General features: G+C 44.6%; 14 protein-coding genes and 1 pseudogene. 14 read left to right on the top strand and 1 reads right to left on the bottom strand.

All coding sequences use genetic code 11. The annotated features are described in order from the left end of the window. Positions 1-201: 201 nt before the first annotated feature. The 9 genes from EGM68_RS18070 to EGM68_RS18030 all read left to right on the top strand — a co-directional run bounded on the left by EGM68_RS18070 (position 202) and on the right by EGM68_RS18030 (position 9,842). On the top strand, positions 202-2,964 hold the full coding sequence (locus EGM68_RS18070) for an alpha-L-rhamnosidase (protein ID WP_129549734.1): 2,763 nt from the start codon (positions 202-204) through the stop codon (positions 2,962-2,964). Positions 2,965-2,978: 14 nt separating this feature from the next. Further along, on the top strand, positions 2,979-4,172 hold the full coding sequence (locus EGM68_RS18065) for an MFS transporter (RefSeq protein ID WP_013372350.1): 1,194 nt from the start codon (positions 2,979-2,981) through the stop codon (positions 4,170-4,172). Between the two features lie 28 nt (positions 4,173-4,200). Further along, positions 4,201-5,199: an AraC family transcriptional regulator gene (locus tag EGM68_RS18060; RefSeq protein WP_129549733.1), complete on the top strand. Its 999-nt coding sequence runs from the start codon at positions 4,201-4,203 to the stop codon at positions 5,197-5,199. A gap of 93 nt (positions 5,200-5,292) precedes the next feature. Then, entirely contained in the window at positions 5,293-6,300 is a 1,008-nt protein-coding gene (locus tag EGM68_RS18055) for a phosphotransferase enzyme family protein (RefSeq protein ID WP_129549732.1), read from the top strand. A gap of 84 nt (positions 6,301-6,384) precedes the next feature. After that, positions 6,385-7,545, top strand: a complete 1,161-nt coding sequence (locus EGM68_RS18050) for an immunity 26/phosphotriesterase HocA family protein (protein WP_129549731.1) — start codon at positions 6,385-6,387, stop codon at positions 7,543-7,545. 30 nt (positions 7,546-7,575) lie between these two features. Further along, a complete protein-coding gene (locus EGM68_RS18045; protein ID WP_090738626.1) occupies positions 7,576-8,094 on the top strand; it encodes a hypothetical protein in 519 nt (172 codons plus the stop codon). Positions 8,095-8,128: 34 nt separating this feature from the next. Continuing rightward, positions 8,129-8,788: a DUF2625 domain-containing protein gene (locus tag EGM68_RS18040; RefSeq protein ID WP_064962012.1), complete on the top strand. Its 660-nt coding sequence runs from the start codon at positions 8,129-8,131 to the stop codon at positions 8,786-8,788. 29 nt (positions 8,789-8,817) lie between these two features. Beyond that, positions 8,818-9,252, top strand: a complete 435-nt coding sequence (locus tag EGM68_RS18035) for a hypothetical protein (RefSeq protein WP_040103212.1) — start codon at positions 8,818-8,820, stop codon at positions 9,250-9,252. Between the two features lie 53 nt (positions 9,253-9,305). Continuing rightward, positions 9,306-9,842, top strand: a complete 537-nt coding sequence (locus EGM68_RS18030) for an SMI1/KNR4 family protein (RefSeq protein WP_129550340.1) — start codon at positions 9,306-9,308, stop codon at positions 9,840-9,842. A 153-nt stretch (positions 9,843-9,995) separates the two neighbouring features. Here EGM68_RS18030 and EGM68_RS18025 read toward each other — a convergent pair whose 3' ends face one another. After that, positions 9,996-12,743 carry an endo-beta-N-acetylglucosaminidase gene (locus EGM68_RS18025; protein ID WP_129549730.1) on the bottom strand — a complete coding sequence of 916 codons (2,748 nt, stop codon included), beginning with the start codon at positions 12,741-12,743 and terminating at the stop codon, positions 9,996-9,998. 189 nt (positions 12,744-12,932) lie between these two features. On the opposite strand from EGM68_RS18025, the gene EGM68_RS18020 reads away from it, so the two are divergent. The 5 genes and pseudogenes from EGM68_RS18020 (at position 12,933) to EGM68_RS18000 (ending at position 19,940) form a co-directional block, all read left to right on the top strand. Continuing rightward, positions 12,933-14,777, top strand: a complete 1,845-nt coding sequence (locus EGM68_RS18020; RefSeq protein ID WP_129549729.1) for a sensor histidine kinase — start codon at positions 12,933-12,935, stop codon at positions 14,775-14,777. Continuing rightward, positions 14,770-16,293 (top strand): response regulator transcription factor, encoded by a 1,524-nt coding sequence (locus EGM68_RS18015; protein ID WP_129549728.1) that lies wholly within the window; start codon positions 14,770-14,772, stop codon positions 16,291-16,293. The genes EGM68_RS18020 and EGM68_RS18015 overlap by 8 nt, the downstream gene beginning before the upstream one ends. 185 nt (positions 16,294-16,478) lie before the next feature. Next, positions 16,479-17,956, top strand: a pseudogene (locus tag EGM68_RS18010) (ABC transporter substrate-binding protein). Between the two features lie 111 nt (positions 17,957-18,067). Continuing rightward, entirely contained in the window at positions 18,068-18,997 is a 930-nt protein-coding gene (locus tag EGM68_RS18005; protein WP_017428298.1) for an ABC transporter permease, read from the top strand. A gap of 22 nt (positions 18,998-19,019) precedes the next feature. Further along, positions 19,020-19,940: a carbohydrate ABC transporter permease gene (locus EGM68_RS18000; RefSeq protein WP_117289288.1), complete on the top strand. Its 921-nt coding sequence runs from the start codon at positions 19,020-19,022 to the stop codon at positions 19,938-19,940. Positions 19,941-19,955 lie beyond the last annotated feature (15 nt).

The raw sequence follows: 19,955 nt of genomic DNA, 5'->3' as shown, positions 1-19,955 counted from the left end.
AGAGTTTACCTTTTGAGTACTGCGTTGTCGTGCGTACATATTTTTCTAATAAACCCATTTTAAGATTCGATATGAGGAATGGACATTCAACACCTGTAAATCAAGCATACAACATGCAGGGATACAACATTGCGCATAACTAATGGAAGCGTTTTAATTTGAGTATAGAAACACAAAAGAAGATCTCAGGGAGGATATAAGATGCTAAAATTGAAAGCGCTTAGATGTGAACATGTAAACAACCCGATTGGACTGGGTTGTCTAAAGCCTCGATTAAGTTGGCAAATTGAATCTGACAACATATATGTTTTCCAAAAACGCTTCCAATTGCAGGTATCCATAAATCCTGTTTTTGAACCGCTGCTCTGGAATCATTTTTCCTATTCGGAACAATCCATTCTGTTTCCCTATGAAGGTCCTCCACTCGAATCAGGACAAAGATATTATTACCGGGTAAAAGTATGGGCTCAGGGAGCGGGTGACACCGAACCGGAGGAATCGGAATGGAGTGAGATTGGCTTTTGGGAAATGGGGCTGCTCCATGAGCAGGACTGGAAGGCACAATGGATTACAGTGAAGGAGCGAAGCATTCATGAAAAGTTTCAGACAAGAGCCCCTTTTGCCGCTTCCAAGTGTTTTTTGGTTGAGGGAAAAGTGAAAAAAGCAGTCATTTATGCCACAAGCCTTGGTCTGTATGAGCTGGAGCTCAATGGACAAAGAGTAGGCGATGCCTACTTTACTCCGGGATGGACAGATTATAACGATCGTGTTCAGGTGCAAGCCTATGATGTGACTTCTACCGTTCGAGAACAACATAACCGCATCACAGCAACGGTGGGAGAAGGCTGGTACAGCGGCTATCTAGGCTGGCAAAAGCGCAAGGATACCTACGGGAACACGAATGCTTTGCTATTTCAAATGAAGATTAGCTATGAAGATGGCCGTTCAGAACTCATTTGCTCTGATTCTTCCTGGGAGGAAACGAGCTGTGCCATTTTGATGTCAGATATTTATAACGGCGAAATCTATGATGCTCGACTGGAGCAGCAGACAGCCCAACATCGCTTCTTGAACGAACAGAAAATGATGCAGGTCGTCCCGTTTCCGTTAAGTCATCTGATTGCCCAGGAGAACGAACCTGTCCGTGTAATGAACCGATTAAAGCCTGTTGAACTGATTCGGACTCCTAAAGGCGAACTAGTACTTAACTTGGGTCAAAATATGGTAGGCTGGCTGGAATTTAAAGTGGAAGCCCCCGAAGGTACGGTTCTGAATCTGGTTCATGGTGAAGTGCTGGATCAGCAAGGGAACTTTTACCGAGATAATATTCGTGATGCAGCGCAGCAGATTACGTACATTTGCAGCGGCAAGGGGACGGAGATATTTAGGCCGCATTTCACTTTTCAAGGCTTCCAGTATGTGAAGCTTGAGGGCTTTCCGGCTGGCGTAGCCATTGAAGATTTTACAGGCGTTGTTTTGCATTCAGACATGGCGACAATTGGCTTGTTCGAGACATCCGATCCAAAGCTGAACCAACTCCAGCACAATATTGTATGGGGACAAAAGGGGAACTTCCTGGATGTGCCGACCGATTGCCCGCAGCGTGATGAGCGATTAGGCTGGACCGGCGATGCACAGATTTTTGCCAGAACGGCCAGCTTCAATATGAATAGTGCTTCCTTCTTTCGAAAGTGGCTGAAAGATTTGGCTTACAACCAGCTGGAGAATGGGGCTGTGCCTTTTGTCGTGCCGGATGTCCTCAAAGGAACCTTTGCAGACAATATGGACCAAACGACAGCCGCATGGGGAGATGCAGCAGTTATATGTCCGTGGACTATCTATCAATGTTATGGGGATAAGCAAATTCTAGCTCAGCAGTATGACAGTATGAAAGCATGGGTCGATTATATTCGTGCCCAGGGGACCGAGGAACACCTGTGGGATACTGGTTTGCAGCTGGGAGACTGGCTGGCGCTGGATAGCGAGGAAGGAAGCTATTTTGGAGCGACTGATGGAACGCTGGTAGCGACTGCATACTTTGCGTATTCGACTCATATCTTGGCGCAGACGGCCAAACTGCTGAATCGGTATACCGATTACAACACCTATCAAAGCTTGCATGAGGGGATTAGAAGCGCTTTTGCGAACCGTTATTTTGATGACGCTGGCAAACTGACTTCTAATACCCAGACTGCACAGGTTGTGGCTTTGCACTTCGGATTGGTACCAGAAAAATATAAAAAGCAAGTGGTTCAGGAGCTCGTACGGCTGATAGAAAAAAATGATATGCATCTGGATACCGGCTTTGTAGGCACACCCTATCTATGCCTGGTTTTATCCGACAATGGCTATACAGATGTAGCTTATAAAATTTTATTCCAGAAAGATTATCCTTCTTGGCTCTATCAGGTTGAACGTGGGGCCACAACCATGTGGGAGCATTGGGACAGCATCAAAGTGGACGGCTCCTTCTGGAGCACCGATATGAACTCGTTCAATCACTATTCGTACGGTTCAGTTGGAAACTTTATGTACCAAAATATTGCCGGAATCGATGTACTTGAAGCGGGCTACAAAAAGTCGCGGTTAGCACCCAAACCGCCTGTTAATCTTACTTCGGCCCATGGCAAGCTGGAGACACCTTATGGTGAGGTTGCTGTCCATTGGGAAATCGTGAATGAAGAAATGCGGATGACGGTTCACGTACCACATAATACGACAACTGAGATTACGCTTCCGGGCGTTCTAGAGCCAGAAGCATTACAACAGACCATTACTACGCAATACCCGTCGATTCAGTATCCGCCTGGTAATGTGCCACAAGAGCTGGCCGGGAAATCAGGTTCTCCCGGAGAACAGGCGATTTTCCAACTGAGTGGAGATCATGAATTGACGTTTACCGTCGGATCTGGACAGTATACGTTCCAGTACAAATACAACCAGAGGCTAAATAACATAGACTAGAGGTGAGAAGCTTGATGAATATTAAAAACAAAATATGGTTTAAAACAGCATTGTTGTCCATTTCCTTAGTCCTGACATCAGCGAGTGCTATTTCAGCTATCATCCCGATGATGCTGAACCAATTACCGGGAGTCTCCAGTTCACTGATTGAAAGCATAGTTACAATCCCATCTTTCTCGATGATGCTGTTTGTGCTGTTGAGTGGCCCGATCTCTTCCCGCTTGGGTAAAAAAAATACAGTCCTGCTAGGACTTTTGCTCGTGGTCATCGGCGGAATACTTCCTATGCTCACTACGAACATTACATGGATTCTCGCGTTGCGTTTGGTGTTAGGTGCAGGTCTGGGGATGTTCAATTCGCTGGCTGTCAGTTTAATTAGTGATTTTTTTGAAGGGGACGAACGTGCTCAATTGGTAGGCTTTCAAAGCGCTGTACAAGGGCTCGGAAGCAGCTTGGCTACCTTCGTGGCAGGACAGCTTGCCCTAATCGACTGGCCGTTTGCTTTTTTGTGCTATGCGATCACTATTCCTATCGCACTGTTGTTCTTTTTTATCATTCCTGAACCAGAGCGTGAGGAGCCTACAGCGAGCACGACAGGAACGGGCCACAAGAGCGGGGGAATGTCCCTACCTGTACTTGGATTAGGGGCTGCACTCTTCCTGTTTATGACCTTTATCATGATTGTGTATACCAAAACAGGTATTATGATTGCTGAAAAGAGTATGCCTAACGCAGGGTTTTTAGGGACCGCTTTGACGCTGTTCTCCTTATCAACTATGATTGCAGGCTTCTTGTTCGGTAGAATATATAAATGGTTCAGAAATTACGCACCTTTTATCTCCAGTTTATTAACAGCGACAGGTTTTGTCCTGCTGTGGTTTGCTCAGAATGTGACCATGGTTACGGTCGCCATGCTGATCATTGGCTTTAGCTTTGCGCTGTTTATTCCTTATATTTTTACGATACTAACTAAAATCGTACCTAAAGGCAGTGAGACGATATCTATTTCGATTGCAATGGTAGGCTCCAATTTGGGAGCGTTTGCTTCGCCTTATGTTATCAAGTTAGTTGGGGTGTTGTCTGGGAATGAAACTGCCTCATTTTCCTTTCTCGTCTCTGCGATTGTATTTATGATTGCTGCGCTCCTCTGTCTGGGAATCGCTATTAGAGGAAAGGGAAGCAAAACACAGACGGCAGTTCACAGTTAATGGGAGTCTGAAGGAGGAGTCTGTGTTTATGAACCTTCATGAGCTGGATCAGTTGCTGAGAAGTAAAACTGAAATTGAGCTTTTACAACAGCAAAACAATCAAGTGATTAATGATCTCTCCAAAGAATCGGAAAATGAGCGATTTTTTGATATAAATCAGAATATGTATCGAATGCCTGCTTTATTTTTCTTCGGAGAACATGATATTTATATTAGCAAGCACAACAGGTTTGCTCCGATGCTGGAGCACATGCATGAATTTATTGAATTAAACTATGTTTACTCAGGTAAGTGCAACCAAATCATAGCGGGTAAAGAAGTTGAGCTTTGTGAAGGCCAAGTGTGTGTCCTCGATAAGGATGTGCCGCACAGCATCGCACCTTTGGGAGAAAACGATATACTGATTAATATCCTCCTGCAAAGAGAAACGATTTCATCCCTATTTCTACAGCGGCTATCTAAGAAAAAAAGTTTGATCGGCGAGTTTCTTGCCAATTCAGTCCTCCAGCATCAGCATCATAATCACTTTATTATTTTTGAGTCACAGCATAATGAAAACCTTCAATATATATTGCGTAGAATCTTGATCGAATATTTTTCCAGGCAAGAGGATTCAATGGAGCTGGTCAAGGCTTATTTGCCCATTGTATTTGGGGAATTGGTCCGTGTATTGGAAAGCGAGCATAATATTCACTTAAACCAGCAGGAAAGTAATATTACTTTTATTCTGAATTACATGGAAGAGCATTATCAGCATTTAAGCCTCCAGCAATTATCTACTCATTTTAATTACAATAGTACGTATTTAAGTAATAAGTTGAAAAAAGTAACCGGTCTTACTTACACGCAGCTTATTGCCAACATTAAACTTAATGCGGCCTATTCTTTGGTAGTGAATACCAACCTGCCATTCGAAATGATCTTTAAGCAGGTCGGATATAACAGCATGAGTTTTTTCTATAAAAAATTTAAAACAGCGTATGGTGCCACCCCGCAGAATATCCGAAACAAACAAATGAGGAAATGAAGGATACACAAGGACGTCCAATTCTAATGGGCGTCTATATTTGTTATAATAACTGCAAATTCATAAGCGGATGTTTAATAGGGAGGATACATTTTGGAAGCGGTATTAAGACGGCACTGGCCGGAGTGGGACGGGACACTACAGAGACGAACCGGAGGTTGGAATAATACGACGTATTTTGTTAAGAGCGGTGGGCGCAGTGGGGTGCTGCGCATCTACGATACACACAGGGATCGGAACAAAATCGAATTTGAGCATGCGGTTTTGCAGGAACTGAGCAGGCATTCTCTATCATTCAGGGTTCCAATGCCAATCCGAACGATTACGGGAGAGACACTTGCACAGGTTGAGAAGGATAGTGGCAAATATGTGTGTCTGTTCGAATACATAGAAGGCACATTCCCATCGGAGCAGGATCCTAGCTTTGCCTATTCTTTTGGCGAGACAGCTGGCGAATTATCTGCTGCACTTGCAACACTTAATCTTGATATGACTCCAGTCTATCGGCCGTATTATGCTTTGCAGCAATCCTATCCATTATGTAACCGGGAAGTAATCCAAGGCTTTTGTTTAAACCCGCCGGAGCCTCTAAAAGATTTACATGAGGAGCTGCGTTTGATAGGAAAAGTATATGAAGAGATTATAGATTCACTTCATGCATTGGAAGACTTGCCGCATCAGCTTGTACATGGAGATTTGAACGCTTCCAATTTGTTGGTAAAGGATTCTGACCCTAGTCAGGTGGCTGCACTGCTTGATTTTGAATTTTGTACGCTGGACGTACGGGTCATGGATCCGGCGGTCATTTTATCAGGATTTTTGGGACAACCGGAGGAAACGACAGCTGTTCATGATTTTTGCCGGGGCTTCAGCCGCCAGGTTCGTTTGAGCCAATCCGAGGTTGACGCTTTGCCTGTGTTAATGCTGCTTAGGAAGGTAGACGTTTTTCTTCATTTTGTGAGTCGCTTTCTGGAAGGAACAGATCAGCCATACGTGCTGCAAGAACAGATCAAGCAGATCACGGCCGACTTGCTCCAACTGTCTACCAGCAGTAGCTGGATTCAGGAGGAGTTGGTCCAAGCTGGAACAATGTATGAATAAACGAGCTACATGCCGTGTTATGTTATAATTTCTGGAAGAACAGAAATGAAGTCTACTAAATTATACTCGGAACAGGAGGAGCAGATGAATAGTTGGTTAACGAACGCGTTACGACCCTATTTTGGGCTGGAGACGCTGGAAGAACATTGGGACGTAGTAGAAATTAAAGAAGGATATTTTATTTGTATGGATGGAGATGTTATTCGCAAGCGAATTTCTTCCAAAGAGGATGCTTATGGAGAAGCTGATGTAGAGATTTTTACTCGTGATCGGGCATTTGTTCTGCCTAAAACGGCTCGTGGCAAAGAGAAAAAACTGAATTATACAAGTGTTTCGAGCATCACAGCAGAAGGTGTGTCCTTTTCAGCAGGCATTCGAAGAGATCGTCCTATTAGTTATGTTACTGCTGTGAATAGCAAGACTGGCGTAAGATTGCCCATCACTGGATGTGAGCATTTACATAGTAAAGAAGAGATCATCGATTGGCTTCAACGTTACCCGTCGCTTGTACCTAACGACTATGATCGTAAGCTGGAACGATTGAAGCATAGGAAAAACCTGCGTTATAAAACCATTCCGGGAGACATCTTCCGCGTGGAAATAGACCTTTTTACAGATGGCTATGTACTGGTCGTCGGAGATTTGCGCCAAATGCAAAAGGATCAGTTGTTTGCAAAGGAGAGCATATGGAACAGTGTCATGACGATGCCTTTATTCGTACGTCCGTATTTGTGTACAAGTCGTGACCGTTCAATAACTTTGGAATCCGTCACGGCCGCCCCGTTATCTGATACAACCTGGATTGTCATGGATGATTCCTTTATGCGAGGGTCCTACGAGCGGATAGGACATAAAGCGTTGGCGGAAGAGGATATTGTGTTTCCGATTGGTTACGGCAGTAGCATAGATAGCAGTAAAGAAAGAATATATAGACTGTCCTGGGGAACGGGCACAATTTCCAAACCGGAAGGGAAGACAGTATTCAAGTCTTCGCGCGAATTGTTAAATAACGGTGTATATTCAGGTGTCATTGCAGACTGTTTTGGTCCTTGGGAAGAGCGGGAGTGGCACCACACGCTGGATAACCCGTTTTATCGGGAAGAGCGCCGAAAAGCACTGGCCGAATTCGGATTCCCGGAAGACATTTCGTACGATGAGTTCAATCGCCAAACAGGAGGACTGACGCGTTCGGAATATCTCGCATATTTGACAAGAATCTATAGCGGAAAAAGAAAGATGAAATGACACGGTTATACATCCTTTTAGGAGGTACGAATGAAATATCTTAAAGATTGTCCGGAACCAGGTATGGGAACCTGGTATTTTGAAATAGACTCAGACGGCGTAGCCTATCGGCAAATTGTGATCCAAGATGACGGTACTTTTATTGCTTCTAATCGTAAGCACGAGCAATATCATTTCTTGTTAGCCGAGAAAGCGATTGATGATACAGAGCCCTATTATACGAAAATTACAAAAAAAGAGTTTGAAGAAGTCTGGTCCAACAATCTTCACACCTTCAAAAAGGAATGGCATCAAATCAAAAATGCACTGCCGGTTGGGACTAAGGTAACTGGACATATTGAAGCCTTTTTTCCACACGGAACACTAATTCATATTTTCCAGCACAATGCAGTCGGATTGGCAGACACCCATTCATATGCGGAAAAGGCCCCATCCGAGTGGATGTATCCGAGGCATGAGATCACGGCGATTGTCCAAGGCTACGACGAGCTGAATCAGTGGGTGATTTTAGAGCAAACGCAGGTTTTCGAAAATCAGTTCACAGGTTGAAAGATAGATACGGAATACAGGAAGGAGAATGGATATGCATACGTTAACGGTTGATGAGCTAATGGATCAGGACAACCATGCATGGGAAGAGGTCAGAAACATTCTGCAAGAAGGGAATAATCCATATCGCATTGTACCGGCAGAATCGGAATCTGTTAGGGGAGATTCGCTCTACCGTTTGCAAGTGAGCACAAAATCGTACTTGGGAACGGTTGCCTATGAAACAGGAGGGATCATATTTGACCACGGATGGATCACCTTACTGGGTGCAGGTGGGCCTGAAATTTACGGTAGTTTGGCTTCGTGGAACGGGCTGCAAGAGCCAGCGAGCGTTCCTGCACTTGGGGGAATGCTGATTGTGGCCTATGATGCAGCAGGTGGCTTCTTTGGATTGGATACAGGAAAGTTTGGACGTAGCGGCCATATCTACTATTTTGCACCGGATGCATTGGAGTGGGAATCCACTGAGCTGGCCTATTCCGGTTTCTTGAGCTGGTTGGCTGAGGGAGATTTGGGCTTGTTCTACCAGACATTCCGTTGGAATGGTTGGCAGTCGGATATGGAGCAACTTCAGCCAGGAGAGGTATTTGCTTATTATCCGCCGCTATGGACTCAGGAAGGTGGCGGAGAGACCAGCCACAAATCACCTATAGCAATAACAGAAGCGTGGCAGGCGGTGACGGATCGGGAATAGCCGCGAGTGGGGAGGGGGGACATAGGATCATGAATCATTCCATTCAATCCAAACTGATGCAGCTGAATGAAATACTTTCTCAAAATAACATTTACCATTACTACATTTATGATTATACAAGTCGCCCGAAGCTGGTACTAGCAGGGAGCTTTGACTTTAGCTATTATCACAACATAGAGATTACATTTTACGAGGTCTCGTTTCTTTCCTGTCCGGGCGGTGTATTTTCAATTGAATGCTTTAGACTGGCTAATGACAAGGAACTGGAAATGTTAAAAACTGTCTCTTACGGATTTCTTGAGGGGCCTGTGATTTGTATGGAGGATCAAACGTTTGGTACCCGATTTTTCATTGCTGCGGAAAGCTTGGATTACGAGCTCAAGACCGTTTTTTACTATAAACGTGAGAACCTTCAACCTCATGAAAGTGTGGCTGAATGGGTTGAAAAAGATGGAAAAGGTTGAAAAAGGTACTAACAACAACTTTTAGAGACGTCAAGGTAGGGAGGGTGGTTATGATGTGGAGTATTCACTTTGAACATCAATTTATAAAATGTCCGGAAGCAACTGGTGAACAAATCGCGAATTTTTTGAACACATGGAATATAAAGCTATCGGAGCAGGAGATTCACGAAATCCAACAAAGACAAGTGAACCCTTTTCCGAAATCGTCTCCATTTTATGATCAATATCAATCTCTAGATCCTGTTAGCTGGCATTTGCCCCAAGGACAATTTCCTGATAGTTACATAGAATTGCTGAAATATTCTAATGGCGGTGAATTTCAGAATGGAGAACGATGTTTTCAGTTTTTCAATACCGAAGATTTGAGAGAAATGAACCTTGCCTACGAGCTGCCAGAGTATATGCCGGGTGCCGTGTCGTTTGCGATGGATGGGTGCGGAAACCATTATATGTTTGATATGAGAGAGGAAAAAAGAAACAACGAATATCCCATTCTTTTTGCTCATTCTGGTAGCTTGGGGTATGACGAATGTGAACAGGTTGCTTATTCTTTTATGGAGCTATGCACGGAAAAATGGGCATTGTATTGATACCTGCATGATTCTGCCCAATATATAGCCATAGCGAGAAGTCTATTGAATTGGGGACTTCTCGCTATTGTGCCGTATGGGTATGTCCCTATAGCTGAATTTGAGCAAGTTGTTCGAACAACGAATCGACGGCCTCGGAATTCTTGCACCAAGCTATCTTACATATGTGGTGGCCTGATTGCCAGCGTAATCTTCAAGCACGATCTTTAGCGAGCTGGTACGAGAGGTAGGGGTAAAAGTGAGTTCACTTAATTTTGTTCTTCCCCGGACAATGTAAGGAAACTTTTTTGATACATAAGTTACACCAAATGGTTTGGGCACATCGTTTTCGTATACATATAAATAATGCCAGTCCTTCAAGGTGGGTAGAGCAAGCGTATACGTTGACCCTGTGACCGTCACATTCTCTTTTGCATAAGGCTCTATCGTTGTGTCTGCGAGATGCCCGGTGTATGCTACAGGTTCATGATTACCGATAGCGATACGTAGTGTGTAGCGATCACCATTTGTGGGCAGATCGGTAAACGTAGCCGTTTCTGCGCCATTGTCCGCCGTAATGGTTTTCTGGAATACGGTGTCCGTATAGTCGGTGATCAAGGCCAATTTAACCGTTCCGTCCGCTTCAGAGGGATTTTTCCACGTCACTGTAGCCTCGCCGTTTTCTTTCGTCTCCACCTTAATGTGTCGGACGGCAGCATTCAGATCGTAGCTTAATCGAGCCGGTTCGCTTTCCGTTCCATCAGCCCCAACAGCAGTAAGCATTAATTCACCAGTTTTATGGTTTAGAGATTTAATATAGTAGGTTGAGTCATAAATTCCGCCGATATAGGAACCGTTCTCATACAGATTGTATTGTTTAACTTTGGAGTAATCCTCAAGGTCCCAGGTTACGAGCATTTCGTTCGTATCGGTCAGAGCCTTGGTGATTTTGAATCCCGTTGGCGCGGCTGGTTTTAGGGCAGAACCATCCGTTATCTTGATTTGACCGATATTCATCTGATAGTTTTTAATTATTTTATTCGCGTTATCAAAAGATAAACCGAAAGCTGCAATCTTTTTTCCTGTATAGGCACTCAAATCCAAATTGTGGTTTACCCAGCCCGTGGTTTGTTTACCAGAGTTAGGGATGCTGACTTTTACGACTTGGCCGGGGTTATCTTTGAAAATAAGTCCGATACTCAGCACAGAGCTGTCATCGGAGGAAGGCTTATTGTACGTGATGGATAAGTTTGAATTCTTATTTACCGACAGATCGGTTTTATACAGGCGTAAAAAGTTATCTGAATTCAGCTCTCCGTTAACGACGAGGGAGCTACCCCCCTGATAAGCGCCGATAGGCTGATAGGTAAACCGAGTACCTTTGGTGTAATTAGGGCCATAGTCGTAGTCAACCGAGAGCGGTTTACCTTTGGTATCGAGCCACCATTGCCAGGTCACCGGGATATCCTGAATATTAATGTTGGACCATTCCTTGGGATTGGAAACAACTCCATTCACTACATACTGCAAGCCATGGCCGGTATTGAAGCTGGTGTTAAAATGGGAGCCACGGATGACAGAACGTTCGGCGATATATGCCGCGATACCGTCCCAGTTTGCACCTGAAGCTTTTACATCAGACAAATCTACACTTGGGTTTCTTTGTGCACGAACGGGATTCTGATTCGGACCGGACCACCAGACACGGTCGCGGATAAAGGTCATCCATTGATAGGCATTGTCAGCTCTGCGATTGGTGTCCTGCCCGCCAAGCTCTTCATCCAGCGCATTATGTGTGAAATCGGCTCCCAACGTTGCGATACTGTTCATCGGCTGCCCGTTATCACCAATGTTCAGACGAAGGTCGTATGTTTGCTTCCATCTGCCGAAGTCACCGTTCCCGCCCTCAATCCCGGCAAAAACGGTTTGAAGAGGGTTCAGACCCAATTGCTTGGCATGGTCGCGGGAGCTTTTCAGCTTCGCTTTGTCCCACCAATAATTCAGAAAAATAGAAACGGACACCTGTCCATATTGCTTGTCTTTGACAAACGGGCTGTTCACGGCATTAAACTCATTTTGATAAGCAATTTTACCGGTTTCGTTTACGGTGGAGTCGTACCATTGCACATACATGCCTTGATCTCGCAAGTATTTCATAAACTGCTTGTAACGGGGAATGTCCTTTGTAGCTACCCCTTTTGAAGCTTCCTCCTGGTTGATGAAGTAGCCGTCATAGCCATAATATTTCGCCATTTCGACCAATTTTTTGGCTACCGGAAATTCACCCTGAGCATCCTGTACAAGCATTTGCTTATACGTTTGCGGTCCACGGTCATTATCCGAGAAAAAGATACAGGCGATGGAGAGAACGCCGTTTTTGTGCGCCGCATTCGTATAACCCGGATTTGGAATGTTCAGAATGCCGAACTCAAACCACTTTTCCGTCCAATCCTTTTGGGGATCGTATAGCTCTTCAGGGACATGGGCGGTAGGCATGCCATGCCAGTAGCCGTAATAGTCGGTATACTGCCAGTAATTGAACAAATATTGGCTGAATTTATTGGTATAGGGATAGCTATCGAAGAAAGCGTTGCCATAATCGCCGCTGAGTGTAAACATTTGCGTGTCAGGGCTTAAAGCAGGCTGAGCCTGTGTGGCTGCAAAGGAGCTGTTTCGTTGTTGCAGTGGGACACGGGCGCGAAGCATATCTCCATAGACATCCTGGGTGGGAGTCCAGTCCAAAATATGTGAGCTGGCGTATCCATGCTGATAGGGCTGATTCGGTCCTTTGGCGCTTTCGCCTTTATACGGGAGGGTATCGCCTGCATACACGGATGGAGAGAGGGTTTGACTGAACAGGACAGAAGTCAAAACCAGAGCAGTCCATTTTAAAGCGAACTTGTGAACCTTGTTACGTTTCATAGCTCATCCCCCTAACGAGTATTTATCCCCCTAAAGATAATCAATAAAACGGTTTTTACATAGAGGATAAATTAAAGATATAGCGTTTAAATTAAAGAAAATCGCGTTTTTCATGAATGCGCTTACTTATCTCCTGCGAAGGACATGGTATACTTTATTTACGCATCACGATTCTGGAGGGCTTATACCATGAAAAGGGGTACTAGATACACTGCTTATTTTAAAAACAACATGTTCCTGAGGATACTAGTGTTGTTCTCCTGTATTGCGATTTTGTCCATCATTACAATTGCATATGTCACGTATGTTTCCATTTCGCAATCCATTGTTCGGCGGGAACTGGATACCCAGAAAGCAGCTATGGAAAGTGTTGACCGTTATATCCATCTCCGGCATGAATCCGTCCAGAACATGGTGCGAGATATGTACCGGAATGAGGTTCTCTCAATGAATGTTTCCTTTTTTATGGACCACGCGTATTCCGAATATGTACAGCACCGCATGGACGAAATGTACATGGAGAGTCATGATTACTCAACAGATGTACTCACCTATTTTAAAAATTGGTTGGATGAAAATAGCGACATCTGCAATTTGATTTTGTACAGTGCCGACCAGCAATATCTGTCTACTTTCAATGAGAACAAGCAATTCAAGCAATTCCCGGTGCATGCGGCGCGTTCCTTTGTACCGGATGTGATGGCTGCAGAAAGCAAAAGCGTCTCTACTCCGAATTACTGGATTCGGAAGGCGGTCGATCAGTGGAGCCCCTCGTTATATTCGTTACAAGTCCCCATTAACAATAAGCAAACACTCAAAAATACCGGTCAGCTTCTAGTATTTCTAAATTCCAAAAGTATCTCCAATGCACTTGCCAGCTACGGGAACAACCTGAAGGGAGAAATTATCGTTCTGTCCAGCAATGGAACCGTTCTGTTCGATTCAAGGAATAACTATTACGGAAAAACGTACCCTTATGTCGAAGTGACCCGATCATTATATGACGATGTGGATTCCGGTGCCGGGATCATTCAGACGAAGAAAAATATGTATATTAACAAGCTGATTTCTCCGGACGAAGGATATGTCGTGATTGGGGCAGTCCCCCATGAGGAAATGGCTCAATCGTACCGTGGCATTCGTAATACGATTTTGACCATCAGTGTCATCTGTATTCTGTTTGCTGTGCTGTTCCCTGCATTCTTCGTCATTAACTTTGCTAAACGAACGAATCGGATTATTAAATTCACTCGTCAGGTAAAAAATGGTGACCTCACAGCTCGCATTCAGGACCTCCGAGAGGACGAGTTGGGACAAATCTCTCGAAGCTTCAACGATATGCTGGACGAACTTAATCTATATATTGAACGGGTGTATAAAGCAGAGATCAAACAAAAGCAAACGGAGCTTGTGGCGTTGCAGGCACGTATTCATCCACATTTTTTGTATAACACGCTTGAAGTGATACGTATGAGGGCGATTTCCCAGGGAGCCAAGGATGTAGGAGAAATGATCTATAGCTTATCGGTGTTGTTCAAAAGCCTGGTTCAGCAGAAAAAAATATACACGCTTAAAGATGAATTGGAGGCTTGCAGATTATATCTTGAGTTGTTCAGAATACGCTACAAGGAAAGGTTCAATTACACGATTACGGTCGACCCCGAGTTGTATACCCGCTCTGTCATGAAGCTGATGCTTCAACCCATCATTGAGAATTATATTGTTCATGGTATCCAAAGCGACCGGAATGATAATGTGCTGACCATTGATGTGCGGGAAACGGGGGAGGTTCTGCTGGTTGAGATCCGTGACAATGGGAAGGGCATTAAAGAGAAGCGTTTGAAAGAGATTTTGGAGGAACTGGAACGCCAGGAGGAAAACGGACAAATGTTTGGACTACGCAGTGTGCACACCCGACTTCGGTTTCTACACGGAGCCGATTACGGGATTGAACTGGAGAGCCGCAGCGGTGAGGGAACGACGATTCGGGTACGATGCCCCAACAGGGAAGGGATGGATGCCATATATGTATAAAGTATTTATTGTAGACGATGAGCCTTTTATCATTGAAGGATTATACGATATTGTGGATTGGACCTCTTTTGGGCTAGAAATTGTCGGACATGCGGAAAATGGCTCTTTGGCGCTGGAAGCGCTGGCGTCCAGGCCCGTGGACATACTTATTACGGACATTTCCATGCCAACGATGAATGGTCTCAGGCTGATTCGTGAGGCGAGAAAGCTGCATGCTGACTTGAAGGTGATTATTTTGAGTGGATTTAATGAATTTGATTACTTGAAGGAAGGCATGAAGCTGGGCATCGAAAATTATCTTCTGAAGCCGATTAATGTGGATGAACTGGAATCCACTTTATGCAATACAAAGGAGAAGCTGGACAGGTTCCGGATGGATCAACGACATGAGACGTTCGGGGTGCAGGTGCTTAAGGAAAATACGTTGTACCGTTGGTTGACAGGGCAGATTGCGCCTACAGAATTTCAGGAACGTGCTGAATTGATAGGTTTTTCGTTAAATATCCCCTTTATGGCGGTAGCCGTGTTACGGACGGAGGGGGATTCGGTAGGAATGCATCAACAGTTAAGGCAGTACATTCAGCACCAGCCCAACTTAACATTGTTTCTCGATGTTGATGCGGATAGTGTAATCATTGCCGCACTACCAAATTATGATGAGGGCAGACAGGACTTGATTATGCTGTTGGAGGATTTTTCTGTTCAGTGGTCGACGGACGGGAAAGAAACAGTTTATATCGGGATAGGCAGCGCCGGTTCGCTTGTTGCTGCTCCACGCAGCTATAATGAAGCTAAAAGATCACTGGAATATTTTATGCTATATGATGACCGCCGGATCATTGACTATACGTTGCTAGAGGAGGGCGGGGGAAATGCTGGCGAGACTTGTTCCATCGAATGGAAGGATTATGAGAAGCTGATTATAGCAAGAGACCTAGATGCGCTTACCGCACGGATTCAGAGTGATTTTGAGCAAATCCAGCATCTTGAAAGGGTTACCCCGGATGAATTGCGGAATATGGCGCTGGAACTGGTGATCCGGTTCAAGATGGAACTGGAGAGCATCAAGCATTCCAATGAGTCGGAGCGGTTTCAGCAGGGGTTTCACCAGATAAAATGCTGTACGACATGGGCAGAGCTGGTGAGCGCGCTTCAGCATGTGGCGACAGAGACGGTGAATTCACTACTGCAAGATATGAAGAACCCTATTGTAAGCCAGGTGCTGTCCTATATCCATGTTCATTATGCCAAGGAGTTATCATTAAAAATATTAGGTTACCAGTACCACCTTCACCCCGTTTATCTCGGTCAGTTGTTTCATAAGGAAACGGGCGAAACCTTTGCTGAATATATCAATCAATACCGAATTAAAAAAGCCAAGGAGCAGCTTAAAAGCACAAATCTCAAGGTAAACGAAATTGCGCGGAACGTAGGGTATTGGGAGACGGGATATTTTTATAAGCAGTTCAGAAAATATGTGGGCATTTCCCCGACAGATTATAAAGGATTGGGATAAATACCAGGTGTACATGGATTTCTTTAATTTGTACCTTGGTTTATTAAGTTTATCTTCTTTATGAAAGTGCTTACATTAGTTAAGGTTAACGTAGTTGCTTCATCAATGAGGATTTCGCAAAAATCCTGAAACAGAAATGAATGAAACGACAGGGTCAGATTCCATTTCATAAGGGAGGATCATACATGGGTAAAAGCAAAAGAAGCTACTTGTTTGTTCTAGTGATGTGTATGGTTTTGACGCTCATTCTCAGTGCATGTGGAGGAAGCAGCGGTGGCGGGGAAAGGACGAATGAGGGAGCGGAAAAGCCGGTAGAGCTGATCTGGTATACCATTGGTACACCTCAAAAAGATGTAGATCGGGTGATGGAAGAGGTTAGCAAGTACACCCAAAAGAAAATCAACGCCACGATCAAAATGAAAATGGTCGATTGGGGCGACTACCCGCAAAAAATGCAGGTGAATGTGGCTTCGGGAGAGCCCATGGATATTGTATTTACGGCTTCCGGTGGTTTTGATTATGTACAAAATGCCAGAAAGGGTGCATTCATGGAGCTGGACGACTTGCTTGACAAGTACGGTCAGGATATTAAAAAGACGATTGATCCTGCGTTTCTGGAAGGCTCCAAGGTGGATGGTCATCATTATGGCATTCCTGCCAACAAGGAGCTTCCACAGCAAGAGGTATGGCGGTTCAATAAAAAATTGCTAACCCAATACAAGCTGGACTTTCCAATGTCCGCTCGTTGGATAGCCTGGAGCCTCTACTCAAAACGATTAAAGAAAACGAGCCTGGCGTAACGGCATTCGGTATGGACAAAAACTATGTTCCCTATGTTCCATATGACTATATCATTCAAAACCTGCCGATGGCTGTCAAACTGGATACTACGGACTATAAAATCGTAAACATCTTGGAAACACCTGAAATGAAGCAGGCGCTGACGACGATGCATAAGTATTACAAGGCCGGATATGTATCACCGGAAGCTGCAACTACAGGCTCGACTAATGATTTAACTACGTCCGGAAACTGGTTTTTGGATCGTGCGCAAACTCAACCACTGGCCGATAATCTATGGTCTGCAAGTTATGGCTATCCGGTGATATCGACACCTGCCAGTGATCCGATTGTGACCAATACGTCTGTACAGGGCTCCATTATGGCGATTTCGGCTAACTCGGCAAACCCTGAAAAGGCGATGCAGTTCCTGAACCTGCTGAATACAGATCCAGTATTACGTAATATGGTTGACTCTGGTATTGAAGGAGTGCATTACAAAAAAACAGATGGCCAATATATCGAAAATCTGGCTGATTCCAAAAACTATGATATGCCTTCGTATTCACTCGGTAACAATATGCTGCTGTATCTGAATCCGAATGATCCTGCTGACAAATGGGAGCAATTCAAGAAGTTCAACTCGGAAGGAAAAAACTCTCCCATCCTGAGCTTCAACTTTGACAGCAGTAAAGTATCCACGGAGATGGCAGCGGTGCAGAACGTCAAAGAGCAATTTTGGGCTTCGCTGATGACAGGCACGCTAGAACCGGAAACGAATCTCCCGAAAGTAATTGAGAAATTCAAGCAGGCTGGGCTGGATAAGGTGATGGCGGAAGCGCAATCCCAGCTTGATGCCTGGAAGGCACAAAACAGCAAATAATCCTTTAGGTTGTGAAATATAAGCGAGATCGGGCGGGTGTAAGTTACGCCCGGTCTTTTTCCAATAGCTATTTTAGTTGCTTGTCTCATTACAGATTGGGAGGGGATACCTATGGCTGCATTTTTCAGAAATGTGATTCGAAACAAAGTTATGCTGTTCATGGTGCTGCCTGGCGCTATCTGGTTCTTTTTCTTTTCATATCTGCCGTTGGTTGGTACTGTGGCTGCCTTCAAGCAATATCGTTTTAACAGGGAAGGATTCTGGGCCAGTATTTATACGAGCAAATGGGTGGGCTGGGATAACTTCAAGTTTCTGTTCAATAACAATGATGCCTATGTCATCACGCGAAATACCCTTTTGTATAACCTGGTCTTTATTATTCTTGGACTTGTGTTTTCAGTCGCTATGGCTATTCTGCTCTCCGAGCTGATTAATAAACGGTTGGCGAAGCTGTACCAGACAGGCATGTTTCTCCCATATTTTCTATCGTGGGTCATCGTGGGCTACTTTGCCTTCAGCTTTCTGAGCATGGATCGGGGGATGCTGAATCAAATTATCGCAGGGTTTGGCATCGAGCCCATTCAGTGGTATTCGGAGGCTGCATATTGGCCGTATATCTTGATTCTAGTCAGTCTATGGAAGGCGATCGGTTATAACAGTGTCGTTTATCTGGCTTCAATTTTGGGGATCGATAAATCCTTGTATGAAGCAGCCATGATAGATGGAGCCAGCAAGTGGCAGCAAATTCGTAATGTGACGATCCCTTTGCTCTCGCCGATCATTATCATTATGACGCTGCTTGCAGTCGGACGGATTTTTTATGCGGATTTTGGTTTGTTCTATCAGGTTCCGAGGGATTCGGGCACCTTATATTCAGTAACGAACGTTATCGACACTTATGTATATCGCGGTTTGAAAACGACAGGCGAAATCGGGATGAGCACGGCGGCAGGTTTGTATCAGTCGGTGGTTGGCTTCGTTCTCGTCATCCTATCCAATTATGTTGTGCGAAAAATAGATAAAGACAGCGCTTTGTTCTAAAAAGAGGAGAGGGGTGTGGACTATGGCTGCTGGAAAAAAAAGAAAAAAACGAGATTTCCATCATATTTCACGGGGCTGGAATGTTGTTCTGAATGGGATAGCAGGGATGTTCGCGTTCCTATGTGTGTTTCCGTTTTTGTTTGTCGTCATTATTTCCCTAACCGATGAGAAAACGCTGGCGCGGGACGGATATCGTTTGCTCCCGGCTCAATGGAGTCTGGAAGCCTACCGCTTCATATTTCGTACCAGTGATACGCTACTGCGCTCCTATGGGGTGACGATTGCTGTAACGGTCATCGGTACGGTGATCAGTCTCATTCTTATTTCGTTATATGCGTACGCCATTTCACGAAAGAGCTTTCGTTACCGGAGATTCTTTTCCATTTTTGCGATTTTAACCATGCTCTTTAATGGCGGAATGATCCCGACCTATATGGTCGTTTCCCAATTGCTCGGGCTTAAGGATACGATTTGGGCTTTGATTTTGCCGCTTGCCATGAATGCCTTTTATATTATGATCCTGCGCACATTTTATAGCACCAGTGTGCCTGATGCCATTGTCGAATCAGCCAAAATAGATGGGGCAGGCGAGTTTTACACCTTTTTAAAAATCGTGCTTCCACTCTCTCTGCCTGGACTTGCTACCATTGGCTTATTCAGCACGCTTGGTTACTGGAATGACTGGTTTAATGCCCTGTTGTATATTGACAATCCCAATCTGGTGCCGCTTCAGTCTATGTTGATGCGGATTGAATCCAGCATTCAGTTCATCCAGCAAAATTCGCAAAACAGCTCTATGAGTCTGGCTGCACTTCAATCCATTCCGCAGGATACCTCGCGGATGGCGATGGTGGTGCTGGCGACGCTGCCTATTATATTCGCTTATCCTTTTTTCCAGCGTTACTTTGTGCAGGGACTTACGGTTGGGGCTGTGAAGGAATAACAGGGAAGGAGTGAC

Origin of the sequence: Paenibacillus sp. M-152, from assembly GCF_003856555.1 — a bacterium.
Classification (GTDB): domain Bacteria; phylum Bacillota; class Bacilli; order Paenibacillales; family Paenibacillaceae; genus Paenibacillus; species Paenibacillus polymyxa_C.
The sequence above is the reverse complement of the archived record's forward strand: the minus strand, read 5'-3'. Positions and strand labels throughout refer to the sequence as shown.